This is a genomic window from Gordonia sp. HS-NH1, assembly GCF_001418765.1.
Lineage (GTDB): Bacteria > Actinomycetota > Actinomycetes > Mycobacteriales > Mycobacteriaceae > Gordonia.
Genome location: NZ_LIYC01000001.1, coordinates 232,210 through 255,817, shown reverse-complemented (window position 1 = coordinate 255,817; position 23,608 = coordinate 232,210). Strand labels below are relative to the sequence as shown.

Annotated in this window: 20 protein-coding genes; 8 read left to right on the top strand and 12 right to left on the bottom strand. The window is 68.4% G+C overall.

Going from position 1 to position 23,608, the window contains the following annotated elements:
• Positions 1-380: 380 nt before the first annotated feature.
• Positions 381-1,121 (bottom strand): maleate cis-trans isomerase family protein, encoded by a 741-nt coding sequence (locus tag AMD30_RS01095; RefSeq protein WP_055474547.1) that lies wholly within the window; start codon positions 1,119-1,121, stop codon positions 381-383.
• Positions 1,122-1,177: 56 nt separating this feature from the next.
• Between AMD30_RS01095 and AMD30_RS01090 the strand changes: the two genes are divergently transcribed.
• The 4 genes from AMD30_RS01090 to AMD30_RS01075 all read left to right on the top strand — a co-directional run bounded on the left by AMD30_RS01090 (position 1,178) and on the right by AMD30_RS01075 (position 5,422).
• Entirely contained in the window at positions 1,178-2,584 is a 1,407-nt protein-coding gene (locus tag AMD30_RS01090) for an amidase (protein WP_055474442.1), read from the top strand.
• On the top strand, positions 2,581-3,117 hold the full coding sequence (locus tag AMD30_RS01085) for a DUF3830 family protein (protein WP_010840784.1): 537 nt from the start codon (positions 2,581-2,583) through the stop codon (positions 3,115-3,117). The genes AMD30_RS01090 and AMD30_RS01085 overlap by 4 nt, the downstream gene beginning before the upstream one ends.
• A gap of 10 nt (positions 3,118-3,127) precedes the next feature.
• The gene (locus AMD30_RS01080) at positions 3,128-3,916 is read left to right on the top strand and encodes a GntR family transcriptional regulator (RefSeq protein ID WP_197282721.1); all 789 of its coding nucleotides are present in this window, start codon (positions 3,128-3,130) and stop codon (positions 3,914-3,916) included.
• A 120-nt stretch (positions 3,917-4,036) separates the two neighbouring features.
• Positions 4,037-5,422, top strand: coding sequence for an MFS transporter (locus AMD30_RS01075; RefSeq protein WP_014928071.1), 1,386 nt, complete (start codon positions 4,037-4,039; stop codon positions 5,420-5,422).
• Here the strand turns inward: AMD30_RS01075 and AMD30_RS01070 are convergent.
• The 11 genes from AMD30_RS01070 to AMD30_RS01020 all read right to left on the bottom strand — a co-directional run bounded on the left by AMD30_RS01070 (position 5,419) and on the right by AMD30_RS01020 (position 19,800).
• Positions 5,419-6,627: a M20 family metallopeptidase gene (locus AMD30_RS01070; protein WP_055474440.1), complete on the bottom strand. Its 1,209-nt coding sequence runs from the start codon at positions 6,625-6,627 to the stop codon at positions 5,419-5,421. The two genes, AMD30_RS01075 and AMD30_RS01070, sit on opposite strands and share 4 nt — an antisense overlap.
• A complete protein-coding gene (locus tag AMD30_RS01065) occupies positions 6,624-7,862 on the bottom strand; it encodes an aminotransferase-like domain-containing protein (RefSeq protein ID WP_014928069.1) in 1,239 nt (412 codons plus the stop codon). Before AMD30_RS01065 ends, AMD30_RS01070 begins: the two co-directional genes overlap by 4 nt.
• A gap of 24 nt (positions 7,863-7,886) precedes the next feature.
• Positions 7,887-9,080 (bottom strand): M24 family metallopeptidase, encoded by a 1,194-nt coding sequence (locus AMD30_RS01060; RefSeq protein WP_014928068.1) that lies wholly within the window; start codon positions 9,078-9,080, stop codon positions 7,887-7,889.
• 50 nt (positions 9,081-9,130) lie between these two features.
• Positions 9,131-10,648, bottom strand: a complete 1,518-nt coding sequence (locus tag AMD30_RS01055; protein WP_055474439.1) for an NAD-dependent succinate-semialdehyde dehydrogenase — start codon at positions 10,646-10,648, stop codon at positions 9,131-9,133.
• On the bottom strand, positions 10,645-13,629 hold the full coding sequence (locus AMD30_RS01050; RefSeq protein WP_055474438.1) for an FAD-binding and (Fe-S)-binding domain-containing protein: 2,985 nt from the start codon (positions 13,627-13,629) through the stop codon (positions 10,645-10,647). Before AMD30_RS01050 ends, AMD30_RS01055 begins: the two co-directional genes overlap by 4 nt.
• Positions 13,630-13,639: 10 nt before the next feature.
• Positions 13,640-14,947, bottom strand: coding sequence for an aspartate aminotransferase family protein (locus AMD30_RS01045; protein WP_055474437.1), 1,308 nt, complete (start codon positions 14,945-14,947; stop codon positions 13,640-13,642).
• Positions 14,948-14,992: 45 nt separating this feature from the next.
• The gene (locus AMD30_RS01040) at positions 14,993-15,439 is read right to left on the bottom strand and encodes a MarR family winged helix-turn-helix transcriptional regulator (RefSeq protein ID WP_010840775.1); all 447 of its coding nucleotides are present in this window, start codon (positions 15,437-15,439) and stop codon (positions 14,993-14,995) included.
• Entirely contained in the window at positions 15,436-16,041 is a 606-nt protein-coding gene (locus tag AMD30_RS01035; RefSeq protein ID WP_055474436.1) for a DJ-1/PfpI family protein, read from the bottom strand. Before AMD30_RS01035 ends, AMD30_RS01040 begins: the two co-directional genes overlap by 4 nt.
• A 69-nt stretch (positions 16,042-16,110) precedes the next feature.
• Entirely contained in the window at positions 16,111-17,472 is a 1,362-nt protein-coding gene (locus tag AMD30_RS01030) for an MFS transporter (RefSeq protein WP_055474435.1), read from the bottom strand.
• 202 nt (positions 17,473-17,674) lie between these two features.
• Positions 17,675-18,664 carry a 3-hydroxybutyryl-CoA dehydrogenase gene (locus AMD30_RS01025; RefSeq protein WP_055474434.1) on the bottom strand — a complete coding sequence of 330 codons (990 nt, stop codon included), beginning with the start codon at positions 18,662-18,664 and terminating at the stop codon, positions 17,675-17,677.
• Positions 18,661-19,800 carry an NAD/NADP-dependent octopine/nopaline dehydrogenase family protein gene (locus AMD30_RS01020; RefSeq protein WP_010840771.1) on the bottom strand — a complete coding sequence of 380 codons (1,140 nt, stop codon included), beginning with the start codon at positions 19,798-19,800 and terminating at the stop codon, positions 18,661-18,663. Before AMD30_RS01020 ends, AMD30_RS01025 begins: the two co-directional genes overlap by 4 nt.
• 133 nt (positions 19,801-19,933) lie before the next feature.
• Between AMD30_RS01020 and AMD30_RS01015 the strand changes: the two genes are divergently transcribed.
• Genes AMD30_RS01015 through AMD30_RS01000 form a run of 4 tightly spaced genes read left to right on the top strand, consistent with a single transcriptional unit; the run spans position 19,934 to position 23,567 of the window.
• Entirely contained in the window at positions 19,934-20,920 is a 987-nt protein-coding gene (locus tag AMD30_RS01015; protein WP_055474433.1) for an Lrp/AsnC family transcriptional regulator, read from the top strand.
• Position 20,921: 1 nt separating this feature from the next.
• Positions 20,922-21,596, top strand: a complete 675-nt coding sequence (locus AMD30_RS01010; protein WP_055474432.1) for a YoaK family protein — start codon at positions 20,922-20,924, stop codon at positions 21,594-21,596.
• A complete protein-coding gene (locus tag AMD30_RS01005; protein ID WP_055474431.1) occupies positions 21,596-22,597 on the top strand; it encodes a D-2-hydroxyacid dehydrogenase in 1,002 nt (333 codons plus the stop codon). The genes AMD30_RS01010 and AMD30_RS01005 overlap by 1 nt, the downstream gene beginning before the upstream one ends.
• A gap of 37 nt (positions 22,598-22,634) precedes the next feature.
• Positions 22,635-23,567 (top strand): hypothetical protein, encoded by a 933-nt coding sequence (locus AMD30_RS01000; protein WP_055474430.1) that lies wholly within the window; start codon positions 22,635-22,637, stop codon positions 23,565-23,567.
• Positions 23,568-23,608 lie beyond the last annotated feature (41 nt).

Here is a 23,608-nt window from a genome sequence, read left to right as displayed (position 1 = left end):
CTGGGAAAACACGTGCGCTTTCGGATCGAATTCCCGGTCTGCTCGGTGCTCGGTGCTCGGTGCTCGGTGGTCGGATTCGGTTCGGTTGGGAATGGTGTCGCATCTGACTCCAGTTCGTCGACGCGACTTCGATCGAGGTCGCCTCGACGAAACGAAGTCTGGCAGTCACACATCCCAATCTCCGCGACCGAACCTGAACTCGATCCACGGGCGTGCTGACAAAAGAACGCACGCACAGTCGACGAGAAGAGGCGCACAGTCGACGGAAACGGACGCCCAGTCGACGGGAATGCCAGCACGGTCGACGGGGGCGTTTGGTGTGCGAGACGGTCACCCCGACTGCGCGATCCGCCGAGCCGACACCCGGACCGCCGGCTCAGTCAGCCGCCAGCTGAGGTGAACAGGCTCCCGAGTCGGGGAACGTCGACCGTGAGCCCGGTGAGTCGGAGCCCCTCCCACGCGGTGACCTGGTTCGCGGTCAGCACGGGTTTGCCGAACCTGGCCTCGAGGTCGGTGATCCACATCGCGGTGTGCAGCGCGGTGTCGGGAACCAGAATCGCCTGTGCTGATTCACAATCGGCGCGTGCCAGCATCTCGAACAGGCCGTCGCCGTCGAACGTCCCCGCCTCGGTCGCCGTCCCGATGTCGTTGGCGCGCAATGCCACCACCTCGACACCGGCGTCGGCGAGAAACCCGGTGAAGCGAGTCGCCAGCGGCTCGGGGTAGGTCGCGGCGATCGCGATCCGCGACAGGCCGAGATGCCGGCACGCCTCGGCGAACGCCAGTGACGTCGACGACGCCGGGCGACCCGCCCGCCGGGCGACGTCGGTCGCCTGCCGTCGGGCACCGTCGAAGCCGTAGACGAAACTGCCGGAGGTGCACGCCCACATCACGGCGGACGGGTGCAGATCATGCGCGCGACGCACGCCGTCGGCGAGGCGGTCCTGCTCGCCGACCGCGGCCATGGCCTCGATGGTGTGGTCGTCGGAGTCCACCGCGGTGATGAGGACCGGCAGCCGGACATCGAGTGCGGGTTCGGCGGCGCCGATGGCCGCCTCGATGAGTTCATAGTCGTCCTCGGCGGCGTGGCCGGGATAGAGCATCGCGACGGCAGTTGTCACGCCCACACCTCCGAGGTAGATTGTCAACAATCTACCAACTGTCTCCGAGGGGGCGCATGTCGGACGCCACGCGATGGCTCAGCGCCACGGAACTTGCCGAGGCCTACCGTACCGGTGCGCTCACACCGGAAACTGTGGCCACGGAACTGCTCGACGCCATCGAGGATGTCGATCCGTCGATCAATGCGTTCTGCCTGGTCGACCCCGACCGCACGATCGCCGAGGCCCGGGAATCCACTGCAAGGTTCGCTGCCGGGACACCCTTCGGCCCACTCGACGGCGTACCGGTCTCGATCAAGGATCTCCTCCTGACGGCGGGATGGCCGACATTGCGCGGCTCGTTGATGATCGAACCCGACCAGATGGTGTGGGACACCGACGCGCCCGCGGTGGCACGCCTGCGCGAAGCCGGCGCGGTGCTGCTCGGAAAGGTCACGACGCCGGAGTTCGGCTGGAAGGGTGTGACCGACAGCCCCCGTACCGGAATCACCCGCAATCCGTGGGACACCTCGTGCACGTCGGGTGGATCGAGTGGTGGCAGCGCCGCCGCGCTCGCCGCCGGCCTGGGACCGCTGTCGGTCGGCACCGACGGCGGCGGTTCCATCCGGATACCGGCCGCGTATTGCGGCGTCGTCGGATTCAAACCGACGCTGGGACGGGTGCCGATGTATCCGCCGAGTCCGTTCGCACCGGTCGCCCACGTCGGGCCGATGACGCGGACGGTATCGGATTGTGCTGCGCTGCTTGATGTCCTGAGTGGGTTCGATGCCCGCGACTGGTCGGCTCTGCCTCCGCCGACGACAGGTGCGGTCGCAGCGATCGCCGATGTCCGCGACCTCGCGGACCTGCGTGTCGGTTACAGCGCCGATCTCGGGTTCGGCTCCAATGATCCTGGCGTGCAGGCCAACACCGATCGGGTGGCGTCGGTTCTCGAGCAGCTCGGCGCGACCGTGGAAAAGGTGGACCTCGGGTGGGATGACCCGGCCTGGGCGTACCACGTCATCTGGTACGCCGGGGCCGATGTCGTCGTCCGCGGGCTCGGGCCGCGTGCGGCCGAGAGCGTGGATCCACTGCTGACGGAGGCTTTGGAGCGACACCGCGATCTCAGGGCATCCGATGTCGTCGGCGCGACCGCCCTGCGGATGGAGATGGGTACCCAGATGAGCCTTCTCCACGAGGAATTCGATGTCCTGCTGACGCCGTCGATGCCCACCGTGGCATTCGGGGCCGGTCGCACCGTTCCGGATGGGTCGCCGTCCCCCGAATGGACCTCGTGGACTCCGTACACCTACCCGTTCAATCTCACCGGACAGCCGGCGATCACCGTGCCGAGCGGATTCGCCGACGGCCTGCCGACCGGGGCGCAGTTCGTCGGCGCACGGCACCACGACGCCACGGTTCTGCGGGTCGCGGCGGCATACGAGGCCGCTGCCGGGTTCACCATGTTGGGGGACCGGGCGTGACCGATGAACAGCGGGGCGGCGTGCGGTCCCGGGATGACCGATTCATCACCGTGACACTGGAGAGGCGAGGCGTCCGCGCCGTGGCGCGGATGCTGGACACCGAGGCGCCGCGCACCGCCGCCGCGGTCTGGGACGCTCTGCCGCTGGGCGGGCAGGTCTTTCACGGGAAGTTCGCGCGCAATGAGATCTACACGTTGCTGCCGGCCTTCGCCCCGGCGGAACCGGGCATGGAGAACACCACCATCACCCCGATACCCGGTGACCTGTGCTACTTCACATTCGACGGGGTGCTCGAGAATCCGGCGTACGGCTACGAGCTCGGATCGGCGCCCGCCGAACATCGGCTCCTCATCGATCTCGCGGTCTTCTACGGTCGCAACAATCTGCTGGTCAACGGCGACGTGGGCTGGGTCCCGGGCAACGTGTTCGCGACGATCGTCGAAGGACTCGACGAGTTCGCCGCTGCCTGCAACGACGTCTGGATGGGCGGCGCGCGCGGGGAAACACTGACTTATGCGCGCCATTCACGGTAAGAAAGAGGGGATGACGGTGACGATGAAGGTGGGGGCCGAGGCTCCGGGTCCGGAGGACCCGGGGACGGACAGAACCGTTGTCCACCAGCCCAAACAGGGTAAATCGCCACGTCGCCGGGTGTTGTCGCCGTTGGTTCAGGAATCGACACCGGCGATCATCGCGCGTAAGTTGCACGATGCGATCGCAAATGGGGACTTCGCACCCGGCTCGCAATTGACGGAGTCGGGCCTGGCGGCCGACCTGGGCGTCAGTCGTGGTCCCCTCCGCGAGGCCATGCAGCGTCTCACCGCTGAGGGGCTGCTGGTCAGCCACCGCAACCGCGGCCTGTTCGTGGTCTCGATGGAGGACGACGACATCCGGGACATGTACGTCGCGCGGACTGCCGTGGAACGCGCTGCCGTGCAGCAGGTGATCGCGCACGGCGAGCAGGAGGCGGTACAGGCGCTGGCCGAGGCGGTCGACGCGATGCGTGACCACATCGAGGAGCCGAACGGCGCCGGGATGGCGGAGGCGGACATGGCCTTTCACCAGACCCTGGTGGAATATGCCGGAAGTCAGAGGCTTTCGCGTCTGCACGAGACAATTCTCGTGGAGACACGGATGTGCCTGCGAGCCATGCGAGGAACGTATTCCTCGGGAAAGGACCGGATCGACGAACACCAGGCGTTGGTGGACGCCATCGCCGCGGGAGACGCCGCGGCGGCGGATGCTCTGATGATCGAGCACATGGCTGACGGGTTGCGTCGCCTGATCGGTGACGGCGAGGACGCCGCCGGCCTTCAGGTGGCCAGGGGCTGATCGCCCGCGGCCGGAGGAAGCACGCAGCCGAGAACTCGCTGCCAGTGCACCTCGTGGGTCCACCGAGCGCTGCACGACGAGCTCGAAACCCTCAGCGGCCCCACGAATCAGGAAGCGCAGATGAGCGATACGACGACAGCAGACACCTACGAGCAGCTCGCACCGGACCCGAACTCTCCCGAGGGCAGGAGACTCCTCCGCAAGGCCATCGGTGCCTCGGCGATCGGCAACGCCACCGAGTGGTACGACTACGGCGTCTACGCCGCGGCCTCGGTCTACCTGACACAGGCATTCTTCCCCGGCGAATTCGGAACCGTCGGCACCATGCTGGGTTTTGCGATCTCGTTTGTCCTGAGGCCGCTCGGCGGCATGGTCTGGGGTCCGATCGGGGATCGCATCGGACGCAAATCTGTTCTCGCGATGACGATCCTGCTCATCTCCGGGGCGACCGCGCTGATCGGTCTGCTGCCCACACACGCGTCGATCGGTTTCTGGGCGCCGGTACTGCTGATCCTGCTCCGCGTGATCCAGGGTTTCTCCACCGGCGGTGAATACGGCGGTGCCGCAACGTTCATGGCCGAGTACGCGCCCGACAACAAGCGCGGCAAGTACGGGTCGTTCCTCGAATTCGGAACCCTCGCCGGCTTCTGCGGCGGCACACTGTTCGTCCTGTTGCTACAGCTGGCGTTGACCGACAGCCAGATGGATCAGTGGGGTTGGCGTATCCCGTTCCTGCTCGCGCTGCCGATGGGCCTGATCGGCCTGTACCTGCGGTCGCAGATGGAAGACACACCCGTGTTCCAGGAACTGGAGCAGGACAACGAGATCAAGGGATCGGCCTACAGCCGATTCAAGGATCTGCTGGTCAACTACCGGCGTCCGATCATCACCATGTTCGGTCTCGTGATCGCGCTCAACGTCGCGAACTACACGCTGCTGGCGTACCAGCCGACCTACTTGCAGAACACGATCGATCTGTCCGAGACCTCGGCCAGCGTCGTCAACCTCATCGGCCAGCTCGTGATGATGTTGCTGATCCCGTTCTTCGGGTGGTGGTCGGATTCGACGGGCCGCAAACCCATGTGGTGGGGTTCGCTGATCGGCCTGTTCGTCCTCGCGCTACCGCTCTATTGGCTGATGGGACAGGGATTCGCCTGGGCCATCGTCGCATTCGTCATCCTGGGCGTGCTCTACATACCCCAGTTGGCGACCATCTCGGCGACGTTCCCGGCGATGTTCCCGACCCAGGTCCGCTATGCGGGTTTCGCGATCTCCTACAACGTCGCGACCGCCGCATTCGGCGGGACGGCGCCGCTGGTCAACGACGCTGTCGTGGAAAGCACCGACTGGAACCTGTTCCCCGCCGTCTACATGATGGGTGCGTGTGCCATCGGCATGGTCGCCCTGTGTTTCCTCAAGGAGACCGCGGGTGCTTCGCTCCGCGGCACCGAGATCCCGAGCCTCGAGAACGATTTCACGGCGCTGCAGAAGCAGGAGGCGAACTAGGGCCCGAGCAGGCGCATCGCGGCGAGGGTGTAAGCCCGCGCCGCGGTGACCAGATCGGCGATGGCGACCGACTCGTCGGGCTGGTGGGCGTCGGTGTTGATGTTGCCGGGTCCGAGCACGATCGACGGGACACCGAGGTCCCGGCTGACGAAACCGCCGTCGCAGGCAGCGGTCCACCCGCCGACGGAGGTGACGGCGCCGGCGTCGACGACCGAACCGACAGCCGTGGTGACAAGCGGATGCGCGCCGTCGGTCGCGAAACCAGGCATCTCCATGGTCACCTGGACGTCGACAGTGATGCCGTCGGTGTCGATCCCGCTGTCGCGGATGGCCGTTCGCAGGTCCTCGGCGATCCGATGCGGGTCCTCGTCGGGCATCAATCGCCGGTCGATGCCGAGTGAACAACCGGGTGCGACCACCGAGATGCCCTGTCCGCCCGCGATGGTCCCGACATTCCAGGTGCCGTGGCCGAGCAGATCGTCGGCGGACTCGGCCAGCCGCTCGCCGTCGGCCCGGATGATCTCGACGATGGCCGCCGCGGCGTCGATGGCACTGCGTCCGTCCGAGGGGCGTCCGGAGTGTGCGGCGCGTCCGGTCACCTCGATCTCGATGTACGACGCGCCCCGGCAGCCCCGGACCACCTGCATGTCGGTGGGTTCGGCCACCACGCAACCGAGGAACTCGTGGTCGGCGGGACGGCCCACGAAGTCCCGCACGCCGGTTCCGTGTTCCTCCTCGTCGACCGTGCATACCAGGCGGACCGGTCCGGAGAGTTCGATGCCGGCCTCGCCGGCCCGGCAGAGGGCGTTCATCGCCGCGACGACGGCGGCGAGTCCGCCCTTCATGTCGGTGGCACCGCGGCCGTAGATCCGGCCGTCGCGGATACGGACCGTGTACGGATCGGCCGACCAATTCGGGCCCGCCGGGACCACATCCGAATGTCCGAGGAACATCAGCCCTGGTGCTGTCCCGGCGCGCACGGTGGCGACGAGATTGGGTCGCCCCGGGGACACTTCGTGCGTCGTGACGTCGAAACCGAGCGTGCGGCAGGCATTCTCGAGGACCGCGACTGCGGCCGACTCGGTACCGCCGGGGTTCTCGCTGGACGCCTCGACCAGGGCCGAGGTGAGCGAGGTGATGGCGGCCTCGTCGATGAAGCCGAGCACTGCGGACTCGGCTGCGGTCAGGTCAGGTTCACCACTCACCCGACCATCTTCTCAAGACTGGCCGTGAGACGCCGGACACCCTCGTCGATCCGCTCCGGGGTGCTCGATGCGAAGCAGAGGCGCATCGAGTTCCGGAAGCGTCCGCCCGGCGACAGCGCGGGGCCGGGGATGAACGCCACACCGTCGGCGAGCGCGATCTCGAAGAGCTCCCGGGTGTCGATCTCGGCGAACTCCTCGCGCAACGTGACCCACAGGAAGAACCCGCCCTCGGGGTTCGTGGTCACCACGCGATCGCCCAGATGACGCGCGATGGCGTCGAGCATGGCGTTCTTGCGCTCTCGGTACAGCACCCGGATCCCGGCGAGGTGGTCCTCGAGACCGCCGCGGGCGATGTACTCGGCGACGATGTGCTGATTGGGCACGTTGGTGCACGTGTCCATCGCCTGCTTGCCGTTGATCAACAGCTGGCGCAGCGACGGATCCGCATCGACCCAGCCGACCCGCCAGCCCGGGGCGAGGATCTTGGAGAAGGTGCGCACGGAGAAGATCAGCGGATCGCCGGGGCTCAGGGTCTGGAAGGTCGGGATGTCGGTGCCGGCGAACCGCAACAGCCCGTACGGATCGTCGTCGATGACGACCGAACCCCAGGTGTGCGCCAGCCGTAGCAGTTCGCGGCGTCGTTCCTCGGACATGGTGACGCCGGACGGATTCTGGAACGTGGGGATGGTGTAGATCGCCTTGGGCGTTTGACGGGTGCGCGCGACGAGCGCCTCCAGCTGGTCGACCTGCATACCGTCGTCGTCGACGGGGACCTCGAGCAGCTGCGCGCCATACGACAGCGCGGTGGCGCTGCCGTTGGTGTACGTGGGGGACTCCACGACGACCAGATCGCCGGGGTCGACGAACAGCTTGCAGGCGAGGTCGAGTCCCTGCATCCCGCCGGTGGTGATGACCAGCCGGTCCAGGGTGGACGGGTCGGGAGTCGTGGCGAGATAGTCGACGAGGAGTTGCAGCAGCCGTGGTTCGCCCTCGGTGGCCCCGTAGGTGAACGACGAGTTGTCCAGGATCTCACCGGCGATCTGACGGAACTCGTCGGCCGGCACCGCCTCGTCCGCCGGGGACCCCATCGCGAAGCGCACGATGTCGTGCGACTGCGCGGCCAGCAGCGAGGTCGACGAATCGATCATCGAACCGACCAGGTCCTTGGCACGGCCCGCCAACGGTAGTGTTGGTGCCGAATGCCGGGTCTGATAGGCGGTTTCGGTTGTGGTCACTTTCTTCACCTCGTCTCTCTGTGGCTACTTCTGGATCAGTTCGCGGGGGAAGTCGGTGAAGGTCTCGACGCCGGTCGGGCTGACGCGGACCGACTCGGACAGCTCGAAACCATAGTTGTCCATCCACATTCCGCAGACGATGTGAAAGGTCATGTTGGTCTCGAGCACCGACTCGTCCTCGCTGCGGATGCTGATGGTCCGCTCGCCCCAGTCGGGCGGATACCCGATGCCGATCGAGTAGCCCAGCCGCGAGGGCTTCTCGAGGCCGTACTTCGCGAGCGTCCAGTTCCACGTGGACGCGAGTTCGCGCGTGGCCACGCCCGGTTTGATGGCCTCGAGCACATTGTTCAGTCCCTCGGCGGTGGCCTTGGCGACGTAGTCGAGGTCCTTGCTCGGGGTGCCGAGCGACACGGTTCGCGCGAGCGGGCAGTGATAGCGGTTGTGTGCACCGGTCAATTCGATGACGACTGCCTCGTTCTCGACGAAAGTGCCCTGGTGCCAGGTGAGGTGCGGGGTGTCGGCCGCCGCGCCGGTGGGCATCATCGGGACGATCGCCGGATAGTCGCCGCCGTACTCCGGGGTGCCGGTGATCTGCGCTTGCGAGATGGCCGCGGCCGCATCGCATTGCCGGACACCGATGTCGATGGTGTCGATGGCGGCGCGCATCGCCTTCGAGCACACCATTCCGGCCTGGCGCATCAGCTGCACCTCGGCGTCGGATTTGACCGAGCGTACCCAGTTGACGAGCTCGAAGCTGTCGACGAGCTTCCACTCCGGGATCGCGTTGAACAGTGCGCGGTAGGCTTTGGGGGAGAAGAAGTGTGAGTCCATCTCCAGACCCACCGACCCGGTGTTGGATGCCGGTGCGATGAGGTGCCGCTGGCGCAGTGACCAGGCGACCCAGTCGAACGGGTGCAGGTGCGGACGGTGCACATAGCTCTCCGGATAGCCGACGATCTGATCGGCCGGCAACCACGTCGTCCGGTGTGCGCCATGCGCATCCATCTCGCGAGCGTAGAAGACCATCTCGCCGTCGATCGGCACGAACAGCATCTGCGGGGTGTAGAACGACCAGGCGTTGTAGCCGATCAGGTAGAAGATGTTGGCCGGATCGGTGACGATGATCGCCGACAGACCCTGACGGTCCATGAGCTCACGGACACGGGTCAGGCGCTGCTCGTACTCGCTGTCGGTGAACAGCTGAGCACCCAGGTACATGGTTTTCTCGCTCCTGCCTGTCTGAACCCAGACCGGTTCCGGAAATGTTGTCAGCGAAGGGGAATCGGCGTGGCCGTGTACTTCATGTCGAGAAACTCCTCGATGCCCACGCGTCCACCTTCGCGTCCGAGTCCCGATTCCTTGACCCCGCCGAACGGGGCCGCCGGATTGGACACGGCGCCGGTGTTGACCCCGACCATACCGGTTTCCAGCGCGGCCGACAGTCTGGCGCAACGGTCGACGTCCTGGCTGAACAGATAGCCGACCAGCCCCCACGGTGTGTCGTTGGCCAGCGCGATGACCTCGTCGTCGGCCGCGGGATCGTCCGGTTCGTCGGCATTGCCGAACGGGACGATCGCGGCCACCGGCCCGAAGATCTCGGTGCGCATGAGATCCGCGTCGAGTCCGACGCCGGTCAAGACGGTCGGTGGATAGAAAAAGCCTGGGCCCTCCGGGTTCTCACCTCCACAGACCACCGTTGCACCCTTGGCCACGGCGTCGGAGACCAGCGTCGAGACCTTCTCGACGGCCGCGCGTTCGACGAGCGGGCCGACCTGGACGTTGTCGGCCGCACCGTCGCCGACCCGCAGCCCGGCCATCTTCGCGGCGAAAGCGGCGGTGAACTCGTCGATCACGCTGCGGTGCACGAAGACCCGGTTGGCGGCGGTGCAGGCCTGACCGATGTTTCGCATCTTGGCGAACATCAGACCGTCGACGGCTCGTGGGATGTCGGCGTCGGCGCACACGATGAACGGCGCGTTGCCGCCCAGCTCCATCGATGTCCGCATGACCGTGCCCGCCGCCTGTCGCAGCAACAGTTTCCCGACCTCGGTCGACCCGGTGAAGCTGATCTTGCGGGCGAGGCCGCTCTCCATCCACTCGGTGACGACCGTCGACGGGTCGCTGGTGGTCACGACGTTCAGCACACCCGGTGGGAGGCCCGCCTCGACGAGGATGTCGGCCAGCAGCAGAGTGGTGAGCGGGGTGAGTTCGGCGGGTTTGATGACCATGGTGCATCCCGCCGCGATCGCCGGCCCGATCTTGCGGGTTCCCATGGCCAACGGAAAATTCCACGGCGTGATCAGGATGCACGGGCCCACGGGTTGCCTGGTCACCACGATCCGATGCGATCCGTCGCCGGTGGTGGTGGAATCGCCGCCGATGCGGACGGCCTCCTCGGCGAACCATCGGAAGAACTCGGCGCCGTAGGCGACCTCGCCCTTGGCCTCGGCGAGAGGCTTACCCATCTCGGCGGTCATCACCGCGGCGATCTCGTCGACCCGGTCCATGATGAGCCGATGTGCGCGATAGAGGATCTCGCTGCGGCTGCGCGGTGAGGTGGCCGCCCACCCGGCCTGATGCGCGGCCGCGGTCTCGAGCGCATGCCTGGCGTCGACGGCGTCGGCGTCGGCGACGCGGGCGAGCACGTCGCCCGTGGCCGGATTCACGACGTCGAAGCGCTCGCCGGAAGCGGCGGGAGTCCATGTGCCACCGATGAACAGGTCGGTGTGGACGCGGGACACGGCTTCGGGAGCGTTGTGCGGGGTCACGGGGGCGGGGGCCGTCATGGTCGTACTCCTCGGATGTCGGTGGCTGTATCGGGTGACGTGGCGAGCAGCTCGGCGAGATGGACTCCGCGTGGCCGCCCGCGGGAGAGGTCGTCGTCGACGGTCGCGAGGTGTTCGACGGCCATCGCGCAGCTGAAACCGTCGGTGACGACGGGCCGATGCGGGGCGTCGCGCAATGCAGGCGCCAGGCCGTTTTCCGCGACGGCCATGCTGACTTCGTAGTGCCCCTTCTCGAAACCGAAGTTGCCGGCGACACCGCAACACCCGTCTGCGGTGTGCACGGTGACCCCGAGGGCCTCGAGAGCGGCGACGCCGACCCGCGCGCCGAAGACCGCGTACTCGTGGCAGTGGGTCTGCAGCGTCACCTCGTCGGGCAGGGCCGGTGGTCGCCAGCCCGCATCGAGCAGGGCGGGGAGGTGGGCGGCGAAACTCCGCACGCGTGCGGCCACGCGCCGCGCGGCCTCGGTCGGGATGAGTTCGGGAAGATCCTTCGCCAGCGCCGCTGCACAACTGGGTTCGACAACCACGATCGGCCTGTCCGTGCCGTCGTCGAGGTCGGCGACAGTGCGGCGCAGTACCTTTCGGGCGCGGCCCAGCTGCCCCGTCGAGATCCACGTGAGGCCGCAACAGTTGTCGGACGCACAGCCGACGGGATTCGATGCACGGTCGACGGAGTGGGCAGCGCGGAGGACCTCGGCCACGGCGGTGGCCACATGCGGGCGGAATGCTCGGGTGAAGGAGTCGACGAACAACACGACCGAGGAACTCGCATCGACGGGGGCGAGAGGTCCGAGGTGGGTGCGCCGGGCCCGATGCGACGCGAACGCGGGCATGGTGCGTCGGGGATCGAGGCCGCCGGCGCGTGCGGCGGGACCGCTGAGCCGGGACCGCAGTGCGCGGTTGAGAACCGGTGCCGCGAGCCCCGCCGCCGACAACCACGCGGGCATCCACCCGAGGGAGTAGTGCGACAGCGGCCGGAGCCGCCGCCGATAGTGGTGGTCCAGGAACTCCGATTTGTAGGTGGCCATGTCGACCCCGGTCGGGCAGTCGGTGGAACACGCCTTGCACGACAGGCACAGTTCCAGGGCCTCGGCGACATCGGTGGACCGCCACCCGTCGTCGACGGTGGGAGCGGTGCGGACCATGTCCTGCAGCACGCGGGCTCGACCGCGAGTGGAGTCCTTCTCGTCGCGGGTGGCCTTGTAGCTCGGGCACATCACCCCGCCGGCATCCGCACGACACCGTCCGACACCGATGCACCCCTGCACCGCGTGGACGAACGGGTCGATGAGTGGGAGCTCCGCGGGATCCGGTCCGGCGGTGTCATGTCCGAGGGTGAAGCTGGTGGGCCAGCTGCGACGCGGCACGTCGGCGAGGGCGAGGTCGGTGGTGATGGGTGCCGGGTCGACGATGCTGCCCGGGTTGAGGATTCCGTGCGGATCCCAGATCGCCTTGAACCGGGCGAACGCCGACATCATCGCCGGGCTGTACATGATCGGCAGGAGTGCCGACCGGGCACGTCCGTCACCGTGCTCGCCGGACAGCGAACCTCCGTGCCGCACCACGAGTTCCGCGGCCTCGGTACAGAAGCGCGCCATCACCGTGCGTCCCTCGGCGGACCGGAGGTCGAAGGTGATGCGGACGTGCATGCAGCCGGCGCCGAAGTGTCCGTACATGACACCGGTGAGACCGTGGTGGTCGAGCAGGCCGGCGAAGTCGTCGAGGTAGTCGGCGAGCCGCTCGGGCGCGACGGCTGCGTCTTCCCAGCCCGGCCAGGATTCGTAACCGTCACCGATGCTCTCGTCGTCGGGATCGGCCAGTCGTGACGAGAGACCCGCGCCGTCCTCGCGGACACGCCAGAGCGCATTGCGGTGGACGGGGTCGTCGACCACCGCGGCGCCGATCATCCGCCCCTGCGCACGCAGGTGGTCCAGGAGCCGCTTGGCGGTGGCCGACACATCGGATTCGGATTGTGCGGCGGCGCTGTGCTCGTCGAGGTCGACGAACAGCCAGGCCGATCCCGCGGGCAGGCCCGCGACGGACTCGCGGCCACGCCGTGCCGCCATCGTGGCGACGATCTTGCGGTCGATGCCCTCGATGGCCGACGGCGCGAACGGCAGGATCGCCGGTACGTCGCGAGCGGCGTCGGCGGGGGAGCGGTAGCCGATGCACAGCAGGAGCTGCGATGTCGCGACCGGCACCAGCGCGACGCTCGCCGACACGACGATCGCGCAGGTTCCCTCACTGCCGACGAGGGCGCGCGCCACGTCGAAACCGTTCTCCGGCAGCAACTTGGCAAGGTGGTAGCCGGAGACCTGCCGCGGAATGGTCTCGAGCTGGGTCCGCAGGATGGCCAGGTTCGCAGCGGTCAGCTCCCGCAGCGATCCGGTGATCTCGGCTGCCCGCGTCACCGCCGCACCGTCGGCGGGATCGGTGGCCCGCAGTCCGTCGCGGGTTGCGGTGAGCAGCAACCCCTCCGCCGTCACGAGATGCAGTTCGACGATGTGATCGCTCGTGCGACCGTGGCGGACCGAGTGATTGCCGCAGGCGTCGTTGCCGATCGCACCGCCGAGGGTTGCACGCGACGCCGACGACGGATCCGGCGCGAACGTGAGCGTGCCGTCGGTCGCGGCCCGTGCCTCGGCGGCGAGGGAGGTCAACACGATCCCCGCACCAGCGACCGCGGTTGCGGATTCGGCGTCGACGGACAGGACCCGATCCAGATGCCGGGACAGGTCGATCACCACTCCGGGGCCGATCGCGTTGCCGCCCATCGAGGTACCGCCACCGCGAGGGACGACGGGTACCCGGTGTTCGTGACACCATCCGACCACCGTCGCGACCTCCCGGGCGGTGTGCGGGAAGGTGACGGCCAGCGGTGGAACCCGGTAATTGGAAGCGTCGTAGGAGTATTCGGCGAGGCGACGCGTCGAGGAGTCTGCGTCGACGCCGAGTCTGGTGAGTTCGGCCGCGATGTCCACCGGAACCGGGCTAACCGAGCGCGGTGGCGAGTGCGGCCGCGAACCGGGCGACGCCGAGGTCGATCTCCTCGGCCGTGACCACCAGAGCGGGGATGAGACGCACGACGTTGGCAGAGGGCCCGCAGGTGAGGGACAACAAACCCTGGGCCGTGGTGGCCTGCTGGACGGCGAGCGCCGCCGCCGCGTCGGGCGTGGTGTTCCCGGCGGCATCCGTGGTGACGAACTCGATCCCGGCCATCAGTCCCAGGCCGCGCACGTCCCCGACCCCGGGGAACGCCGCACACACCTCTCGCAGGCCGGCGAGCAGCTGCTCACCGCGTACGCGCGCGTTCTCGACGAGACCCTCGGACTCGATCACGTCGAGGGTCGCGATCGCGGCGGCGGCCGCGACGGCGTTCCCGCCGTACGTGCCGCCCTGCGACCCCGGCCACGCCTTGCTCATCAGAGCCGTCGGCGCCGCGATCGCCGAGATCGGGAAGCCGGATGCCAGACCCTTGGCGGTGATGAGGATGTCGGGGATCAGTCCGTCGGCGTGCTGGTGACCCCAGAACCTGCCGGTGCGACCGAATCCCGCCTGCACCTCGTCGAGGACGAGGAGGATGCCGTGGCGGTCGGCTCGTTCCCGCAGACCCTGCAGGAACCGCGGCGGGGTGGGCAGGTATCCGCCGTCGCCGAGGACAGGTTCGATGAGGAACGCGGCGGTGTCGTTGGGTGCGACGCGCGACTGGAGCAGATAGTCGAGCTCGCGAAGCGCGAAGTCGACGGCGGTGTCGGTGTCCCAGCCGTATCGGTAGGCGTAGGGGAACGGCGCCATGTGCACGCCGCTCATCAGGGGCGAGAAGCCCGCCGAGAAGCGGGTCCCCGCGGTTGTCAGGCTGGCGGCCGCGACCGTCCGGCCGTGGAATCCGCCCTGGAAGACGATGATGTTGGGTTTCGCGGTGGCCATCCGTGCGAGGCGGATGGCGGCCTCGACGGCTTCGGAACCGGAGTTGGCGTAGAAGACGGAGTCGAGTCCGGCGGGCAGTACCGCCCCGAGACGAGCGGTGAGCTCCAGGAGCGGCGTGTGCATGACGGTGGTGTACTGCGCGTGGATGACCTTGGCGCACTGCGCCTGTGCGGCGGCGACGACGTGCGGGTGGCAGTGTCCGGTGCTGGTCACACCGATACCGGTCGTGAAGTCGAGGTAGTCGCGTCCGTCGGTACCCCGGATCCACGAACCCGCCGCGGTGTCGACGACGACGGGCGTCGCCTGCTTCAGCGCCGGGCTCAGCGACGCGGTCTGGCTGTTGCGGATCGGGGAGTCAACGCTGGCGGTCATGCGTACACGGTGACGCCGGATCGTACGATTGTCAACAATTGGACATCAACGCTGGCCGTCGAGTGTGTCGAGTGCAGCGCTGAGGTCTTGGAGTGCGTGCAACGCCTGTTCCCATCGGACGGGGTCGAGGACTGTCGCCAGTCGGTCGGCTGCCTCGCGGTGCCCGGGGTCGATGGCCCGCACGGCCGCGAGACCCGCCGCCGTGGGGGCGACGAGCTTGGCCCGCCGGTGGGCCGGATTGTCCCGGTATTCGGCCAGTCCGTCGGCGACGAGCAGGTCGGCGGTGCGCTGGACGCTCTGCCGCGTGATCCCCATCGCCCGCGCGACACCCGCGACCGGCAACGGTTCGTCGAGGACCGCGCCGAGTACCTGCCAGCGCGTGGCGGTCAGGGCGGCGGGTTCGGCGAGACGTTCGGCGAGCGCGAGGAACTGGCCGTTGAGGCGGAAGGCGGTCAGTGCCGAGGCCGACAGCAGATCTTGGTGGTCGCTCACTGCTCGCCGGCCAGGGCGTAGAAACCGCTGGGGTCCTGGTGGCCGTAGAGCTGATACCAGGCGTCGAGAACCGGCGGAGAGTAGATGCCGAGCAGTGCGAAGACCTCGCGTGCGAAATCGACGGGTGCGATGGCCGCGGCGGTGATGACTCCGCGATCGGTGACGGCAGGGGCGTCGACGTAGTGTGCGGCTCCGTCATAACCCGTAGGTGTCAGCTGCTCGGGCGCGTTGCTGGTGTGGCGTCGGTCGTCGAGCAGCCCCGCGCGTGCGAGGCCCATTGTGGCTCCGCAGATCCCGGCGACCGGAGTTCCGGCATCCGCCCAGCGCCGGGCGGCGTCGACGAAGGCGTCGTTGGACTCCCAGATCTGGGCGCCGGGCAGGACCAGCATCGCGCTGTCCTCGGGCTGGACGTCGTCGAGTGTGGTGTCGGGCACCATCGTGACCCCGCCGATGGTGCGGACCGGCTCCCGCGAGGCGCCGACGGTCACGATGCGGAACGACCCCGGCTCGGCCTGGTACTCGGGATTGTTGACACCCGATGCCACGTAGCCGAACTCCCAGTCCGCGAGGGTCGGGTACAGGGCGAGATGGACGGTTTTCATGATGCCTCCTCGAAACGACGATGACAGCATCCTGTCATTAAGACAGGATGCTGTCAATAGCGCCTCGGCTCAGCTCCGCGGACGCTGTCGTCGTGGCGGTCGTCCGGCGAGGGCCGGCGCGGTCTCCCGGATGACCATCAGGCAGCAGAGGCTGATCGCCATCAGTGCTGCCGCGTAGATCCCCACGGGGATCACACTGCCGGTGGCACTGACGATCCGGTTCGCGATCATCGGGGCCAGGCCGCCGCCCAGCACCGCGCCGACCTGGAAGCCGATCCCGATGCCGCTGTAGCGCTGCGTGATCGGGAACAGCTCCGCGAAGGTCGTCAGCATCGGACCGTAGACGAAGCCGGTGAGCGCGAACCCGATCGAGATGACCGTGATGCAGGCCGCCAGGGACCCGGACGCGGTGACCCAGAACAGGATCGGCGCGAACAGCAGGGAGGTGACCATGCCGAATCCGATCACCGTCTTGCGGCCCAGCCGGTCGGACAGGTGACTGCCGAGCACGACGGTCGCGGCGTGACAGGCGAGCGCCAGCGTACTGCCCAGGACCACCGGCGACCGCTCGAAGCCGCGTCCCGGATCGGTCTCGGTCAGGAAGGAGAGCATGAACGTGAACAACAGGAAGGCGTAACAGTTCTGACCGACGTTTATCCCGGCGGCCAGGGCGACACGACGCCAGTTCTGCCGGAGAACCGCGAAGGCCGGCGGCGAGTTCTCCTCGGCCCGCTTGGACTCGACGAAGTCCGGTGTCTCGCTGACCCGGGACCGCGTCCACACCCCGATCGCCAGTACGACTCCGCCGATGAGGAACGGGATGCGCCAGCCCCACGCCAGGACCTGCTCCATGGGCATCAGCAGCACGAGCGCGAACGACAGATTGGCCAGGATGCCGCCGACCGGCGAACCGAGGGTGACGAAACACCCGTACAGACCACGCCGGTGTGCCGGCGCGTGTTCGGCGGCGAGCAGGGCCGCGCCGCCGATCTCACCGCCTCGTGAGATGCCGTGCACCATGCGGAGGAAGATCAGGATGATCGGCGCCACGATCCCGATGGCCTGGTAGTCGGGGAGGACGCCCATCGCCAGGGTCGACCCGCCCATGAGGAGGAAGGCCGCGGTCAGCGCCTTGCGCCGACCGAATCTGTCCCCGAAATGTCCGAAGATCAGGGCTCCGATCGGCGCCATCACGAAACCGACCGCGAAGGTCGCGAATCCGAGGAAGGTGCCGAACCAGGGATCGTCGACGTTGAAGAAGATCTTGTTGAAGACCAGTGCCGTCGCGGTGCCGTAGATCGCGAAGTCGTAGAACTCCATGATCGTGCCGACGCCGGACGCGACGGCGACGCGGGTGGTGCGCTCCCGCCGGGGCGGGGCGGCACTCGGTGCCGACGGGTCGGGTGGTGCAGAGTTGTCGAGAGTTACCACGGATCACTCCTCATCGGTGGTCGAACGGGCCCTGGAGGCCGGCATTCGTTTGGCTGTACTCGTGGATGGATCGATTGTGTCGGACCCGCGGCTCGCGGGGAATCGGGAAAAGCTTTACCGCGCCGACTCATTGGACGCGACCGGGCGTGCTTCACCGCGCCGCCGGGACTCCGGTGGCGGGACGTGGGCGTCTCCGGTCGGGTCAGTCGGCCTTGCTGAACTCCTCGTGGCGGGCGAGGCGTCCGACGGCGTCGAGCACTCGGGCGAAGTCGGCGATCCGCTGCGCCCGGTAGTCGGCGACGGTCGCCGGGTCGAACTCGTAAAAGCCTGCGCCGTCGGATATCCCACGGCGGCCGGACGTCATGTTCGTCTCGACCAGCGCTGCTGGTGCGAACCTCTCGCCGAGCTCTCGACGCAGGTAGTTCGACGCGTGGAAGAGGGTGTCGCAGCCGCCCCAGTCGATGAACTCGAGCAACCCGAGAACCGCGAAGCGCGAACCGAATCCGATGCGGACAGCGGTGTCGATGTCCGCGGCGCTCGCCACCCCCTCGGCCACCATGCGCGCTGCCTCGTTCATCACCAGCGCCTGGAGCCGGGGGACGATGTACCCGGGCGAGGGGGCGCACACCACGGGGACCTTCCCGACCGCTACCAGCAGGTCGCGGGTGGCCTCGACGGCCCCGGGACTCGTCGCCGTGCCGGGCGCCACCTCGACGAGCGGCATGAGATCGGCCGGGTTGAGCCAGTGCGCGTTGAGGAATCGCGCCGGCGCCGCCAGCGAGCCGGCGAGTTCGTCGACGAGGAAACTCGACGTGGTCGACGCGATGGGGACGGTGTCGCCGACCATGGCCTCGATCCAGGTGAGCGTGTCGCGCTTGACCTCCGCGACCTCGGGCACGGCTTCGAAGACGAGATCCGCCCCGGCCATCGGGGCGAGGGCGTCGACCTCTCCGACGACCGTCACCAGAGTCGCGACGTCCTCGAGGTCCTCGACCGCCAGCAGGCCGAGCGTGACCTTGTGCGCGAGTGCCTGCCGAACCGATGCGCGGACCCCGTCGAGATAGGCCGCTGCGCCGGCGCCGCGGTCGCGGAGGTCGACGACCGTCACCGCGACATTCCCGAAGGCCAGCGCAGCGGCGATGCCCTGGCCCATCCGGCCGGCGCCGACAACGGCGACGTGGCGGCCCGTCACTGCGCCGGCCCGTCGTGGAGAAATGCCCGCATGCCGGACGGGTCGAGGTCGGCCAGCCCCAGGTTCGCCAAGGTGCGCCCGCGGGTCGCGGCCGGGCGGCCGGTGACCGCCCCGGCGAGGGCGAGCAGGCCGTCGGCCACCGGAGACGGCACGTCCGCCCACGTCGCCACGGAACTCAGCAGCGCGAGACCGATCTCGACGTCCTCGGTCATGTAGCGGTGGGTCCGCAGGTCGATGTTCTCGCGCCAGTCGCCGCTGTCGGTGAGCTTCTCGTGGGCGGCGTTGCCGTACATCCACTCGTCGCCGTCGGCGGTGTAGTGGTCGGCGAGCGGGAAGTGCGGCGCACCGTAGCCGAGTGCCTCCCGGACCGCGATGCGCTCGGCGTCGAGCGCGGAGGTGACCCGCCGGATGGAGTCCTGGGTACCCTCGTTGTGGATGTCCCATGACGGAAAGTGTTCCAGTGGACCGGCATTCATCAGGATGAGCGGCGGGTGGATGATGGGCCCGGCGTTCATCAGCGCGCCGCTGAGGGCGTCCTCGACGCGCTCGACGGCGGGGTAGACCTCGCCGAGAACCGCGAGCGCCCGGTCGGTGTGCCGTGCCGGGAAGACCCCCGTGGGCAGGCGCGTGGCGTATCCGCTGACCACGACGCGGGTGTCGCCGTGTTTGCGCGCGAGGTAGGGCAGGGTGCCGGTCTCGGCGAACGCGACGTCGGCGGGGTTTCCCGCCGCGCGCACGGCTTGGGCGAACACGATCGACCCGAAGCTGCCCGGCGGCAGGTAGACGATCTGACCGTCGCGCAGGTGCGGCGCGAGTTGCCGGGCGAGCGATTCGTGGGCGAAGGCGGGAACCGGCGCGACGACGACCTCGGCGTTGGACACCGCCTCGGCGAGATCGGCGACGATCGAGATGCCACCGCCGGTTCCACCGCCCGTGTCGCCGTCGCCGAGGTGCAGACCGTCGACACCGATCTGCCGCCGGCCGAGGTGATCGTCGATGTCGAGCGTCCCGCGCTCGACCAGCGACGAGAACGCCGCGGAGTCCCGTCGCCACCAGGTGACATGGTGGTCCTTCTCGCTGAGTTCCGCCGCAGCCGCGTAAGAGCCGTGACCTCCGCCGATGACGCAGACCTTCACTGATCGTCCTCCTCGTTTCCGGACCGCCCGTGCGGCCACTGGGTGTTGGGAGGAAACGTAGGAGCGCTGCCGCGGGCTGTCCCGGCGACTGCCGATACCGAAAAAAGTTCACCGCGTGATGCAGGATTGTTGCGTGCCGGACGACCTCGATTATCAGATCGTTCACGCTCTGCAGGTCGCGCCACGGGCGCCCTGGGGCGTGGTCGGCGACGTCGTGGGCGTGAGCGCGGCGACCGCGGCCCGTCGCTGGGAGCGGCTCGTCGACAGTGGGCTCGCCTGGATCGTGACCTATCCCGGTGCCGCGTACCTCAACACCCGCTGCAGCGCCTTCGTCGAGGTCCAGGCGTCGTCGCGGCGCGAGGAGCTCGTCGAGCATCTCGCCGCCGACCGGCATGTGGCCACGATCCAGCGCACCGCGGGCGACGGCGACCTCCTGCTGACCGTGATGGTCCCGGACCTCGGTTTCCTCGGCGACTGGGTGCAGCGCCTCGCCGAGACCGAGGGCGTCGCCAGGACGCGGACGAGGGTGGTGATGCGGGTCTTCGGCGAGAGCGAACGCTGGCGGGTGCACACGCTCTCCGACGCCGACGAGTCGGTGCTCGGCGAGTACCGGCCCGAGCATCGTCCGCTGGTGCACGGACCCGACGAGATGGATCTGCGGCTCATCGCCGCGCTGGCCGAGGACGGTCGACGCTCGGCGGTCGACCTGGCTGCCGCGAGCGGACTGAGTGCGCCGACCGTCCGGCGTCGGCTGACCGCCCTCGTCGCCGAACGCGTTCTGTCGATCAGATGCGAAGTGGCCCATGTCATCAGCGGCTGGCCGGTCACGGCGAACGTGTGGGCGCGGGCGTCGTCGCGGTCGATCTCGGCGCTCGTAGACGCGCTCGACGACCTGCCCCAGGTGCGGGTGTGTTGCGAGGTGACCGGCACCGCGAACATCGTGATGGGCGTGTGGTTGCACACCATCGGCGAGTTGTCGGAGTTCGAGCAGCAACTCGAGAGCCGGGTACCGGGGCTCGTCGTCGCAGACCGTTCGGTCACGCTGGAGACCCCCAAGCGACTGGGCTCGCTGCTCGACCGGTCGGGCTGCCGCACGGGGTCGGTTCCGGTGGTGCTGTGACATGGCCACGTCGACCACGCTGCGCTTCGCCCTACTGATCACCGCGGCATGTGGGTTTCTCGACAGCTACACGTACCTGTCGCGCGGCGGGGTGTTCGCCAACGCCCAGACCGGAAACGTCATCCTCCTCGCGCTGAATCTCTCGGAGCGACACTGGTATCAGGCGTCCGGCCATCTGTGGCCGATCCTCGCGTTCCTCGTCGGCGTCGTGCTCGCGGTGCACGTGAAGGCCGGCCGATTCGACCGTCTGCTCGTCTATCCCATCCGGGTGACGATGGCGCTGCAGGTATTGATCCTCGTCGTGATCGGCTTCGTCCCCACCTCCGTACCGCATTCATTCGTCACCATCCCCATCTCATTCATCACGGCCATGCAGATCGAGCTGTTCCGCAACATCGGCGATCTCAACTACATCGCGGTGGCCACGACCGGAAATCTCATGCGGCTCGTGGAGGCCGGGTACGGCGTGACCGTCGACCGGACGCCGGATGCGCGGAAGGCCCTCGCGGTCTACGGTCGCCTGGTGGGGGCGTTCGCGGGTGGCGCACTCGTCGGGGCGGTCTGCACCCAGCTGCTGGGCGGTCGCGCCGCCTGGCTACCTGCCGGTTTCCTCGCGGTGACGCTGTTGCTCTTCGTGATCGACGATCATACCGATCCGTCGCCTACGGTGGGGTAATGACAACGCAGGCGCCCGTCATTGCACTGTTGATCTCGCCCGACGATCCCCCGCCGGGAAATCTGGCCGAGATCGAAGAACTCGCGACGGTACGACTCTGCACGGCAGACGATCTCGGCGCCGCCCTGCCGGGCGCGGACGTTCTCGTGCTGTGGGACTTCTTCTCCCGCGGGCTCGCCGAGCACTGGGGTGAGGCGACGGCATCCCTGCGCTGGGTGCATGTGTGCGCCGCGGGAGTGGATTCGCTGCTCTTCGACGAATTGCGGTCCTCGGATGTCGTCGTCACCAATGCCCACGGCGTCTTCGACCGTCCCATCGCGGAATTCGTCCTCGCCGCGATCCTCGCCCACCACAAGGGTTTACACGAGTCGATGGCCTTGCAACGCGACCACGAGTGGCGACACCGCGAGACGGTGGCCACCCACCGCACCTCCGCGCTCGTGATCGGTACCGGCGGGATCGGTCGAGCGACCGCGAAACTGCTTCGCGCCGTGGGCATCCGGGTGGTGGGAGCGGGCCGGACCGCGCGCGCGTCGGATCCCGACTTCGGACACGTCGTCGCCACCGACGACCTCGCCGCGCACATGGGCGGTTTCGACACCGTCGTCGCGATCGCTCCGCTGACCGAGCAGACCGCCGGGATGATCGACGCGGCGGTACTGGCGGCGATGAAACCCGGCGCGCACCTCGTCAACGTCGGACGCGGCGAACTGGTCGACGAGGCGGCCCTCGTCGCGTCGCTCCGGTCGGGGCATCTGGGGGCGGCCACGCTCGACGTCTTCGTCACCGAGCCGCTGCCCGCCGACAGCGAACTGTGGGACCTGCCCGGGGTCGCGATCTCGGCCCACATGAGCGGAGACGCCGTCGGATGGCGCGAGGCGCTGGCCGAGCAGGTCCTCGACAACCTCCGGCGCTACGTCGCGGCGGGCACCGAGGAGCCGGCCGACGTGCTGGTCAACGTCGTCGACAAGGAACGCGGGTACATCCGGGTAGGCGGATGACCTCACCGCGGGCCTGCCGATAGTAGGCTGTAGCGCGATGACCACCGTCTATTTCCTGATCGCAGCCGTGGCCCTACTGGGTGCGGGTGTCCTGTTGTGGCTCGACCGCCAGCGGTCGAGCGTTGCACGGCACCAGCGTGCGGTCTGGGGCGACGAGCACGAGTTCAAGTTCCGCGAGTCGGACACCAAGCTGCGCAAGGTCTTCCGTCGCGCCACCATGAATGTGGGCGACCACATCCCGGTGCAGGACGTCGCCTACGGACACTACGCCGGGGTGGAGGCCGTGGTCTTCGACCTCGCCGAGACCGCGACCGTGATCGCCGTCCGACGGTCCTCGCCGTCGCATGTCGTCGTCGACCTGCGGCACGAAGACGTCCTCGCCCCCGCGGAGGAGGACGTGGAACTGCTGGGCGCGATGGGTCCGCGTGTCATGTTCTCCAGCAATCTCGACGTCGCCCGCCGGGTGTGCGACCGCCGGATGGTCGCGCTCGCCAACAAGGCGCCAGCGTTCGTCGAGGTCCTGTGGAACGAGGGCAACTGGGCGCTCGGTTCGATGCCGGTGACCAACGACCCGGCCAAGCTGAACACCGGCCTGGAGGTCGTCCGCCGGTTCGCCGACCTTCTCCGGGTGCTGCCGCCGACGCGGGAACCCGAGGACTCGCCGGATCCGCGCGACCCGCACGGACCCACCCGGGCCGAGCTCGCCGACGAGAAGACCGAGTCACTGCGGGACAAGCGCAGGCGAGAGGCCGCGGCCGCGCCGTCCGGCGGTGGGGCGCCGGCCGGGGAGTCCGAGAACCAGGCCGCGACGCGGAAGCCTCCCACTCCGTCCCCGGCGTCGCCGACGACCGGAGGCCGGCGGATGACCCCGATGCCCGTGCGTGGGTCCGGGACCCGCGGGCACGCCGGAACGGCTGACCAGACACCTCGCCGTGACACCGGCGAGCGGCCCAACCGCCACCGCAACTGATCGCGCCACCACCCCACGCAGCCGGAGATCGAATCCCGGCA

Excerpts from the sequence above, each read along its gene's own strand:
- AMD30_RS01045 (WP_055474437.1), bottom strand. The coding sequence starts at position 14,947 with ATGACCGCCAGCGTTGACTCCCCGATCCGCAACAGCCAGACCGCGTCG.
- AMD30_RS01080 (WP_197282721.1), top strand. The coding sequence starts at position 3,128 with ATGACGGTGACGATGAAGGTGGGGGCCGAGGCTCCGGGTCCGGAGGAC.
- AMD30_RS01055 (WP_055474439.1), bottom strand. The coding sequence starts at position 10,648 with ATGACGGCCCCCGCCCCCGTGACCCCGCACAACGCTCCCGAAGCCGTG.
- AMD30_RS01010 (WP_055474432.1), top strand. The coding sequence starts at position 20,922 with ATGGCCACGTCGACCACGCTGCGCTTCGCCCTACTGATCACCGCGGCA.
- AMD30_RS01090 (WP_055474442.1), top strand. The coding sequence starts at position 1,178 with ATGTCGGACGCCACGCGATGGCTCAGCGCCACGGAACTTGCCGAGGCC.
- AMD30_RS01060 (WP_014928068.1), bottom strand. The coding sequence starts at position 9,080 with ATGTACCTGGGTGCTCAGCTGTTCACCGACAGCGAGTACGAGCAGCGC.
- AMD30_RS01075 (WP_014928071.1), top strand. The coding sequence starts at position 4,037 with ATGAGCGATACGACGACAGCAGACACCTACGAGCAGCTCGCACCGGAC.
- AMD30_RS01005 (WP_055474431.1), top strand. The coding sequence starts at position 21,596 with ATGACAACGCAGGCGCCCGTCATTGCACTGTTGATCTCGCCCGACGAT.
- AMD30_RS01000 (WP_055474430.1), top strand. The coding sequence starts at position 22,635 with ATGACCACCGTCTATTTCCTGATCGCAGCCGTGGCCCTACTGGGTGCG.
- AMD30_RS01035 (WP_055474436.1), bottom strand. The coding sequence starts at position 16,041 with ATGAAAACCGTCCATCTCGCCCTGTACCCGACCCTCGCGGACTGGGAG.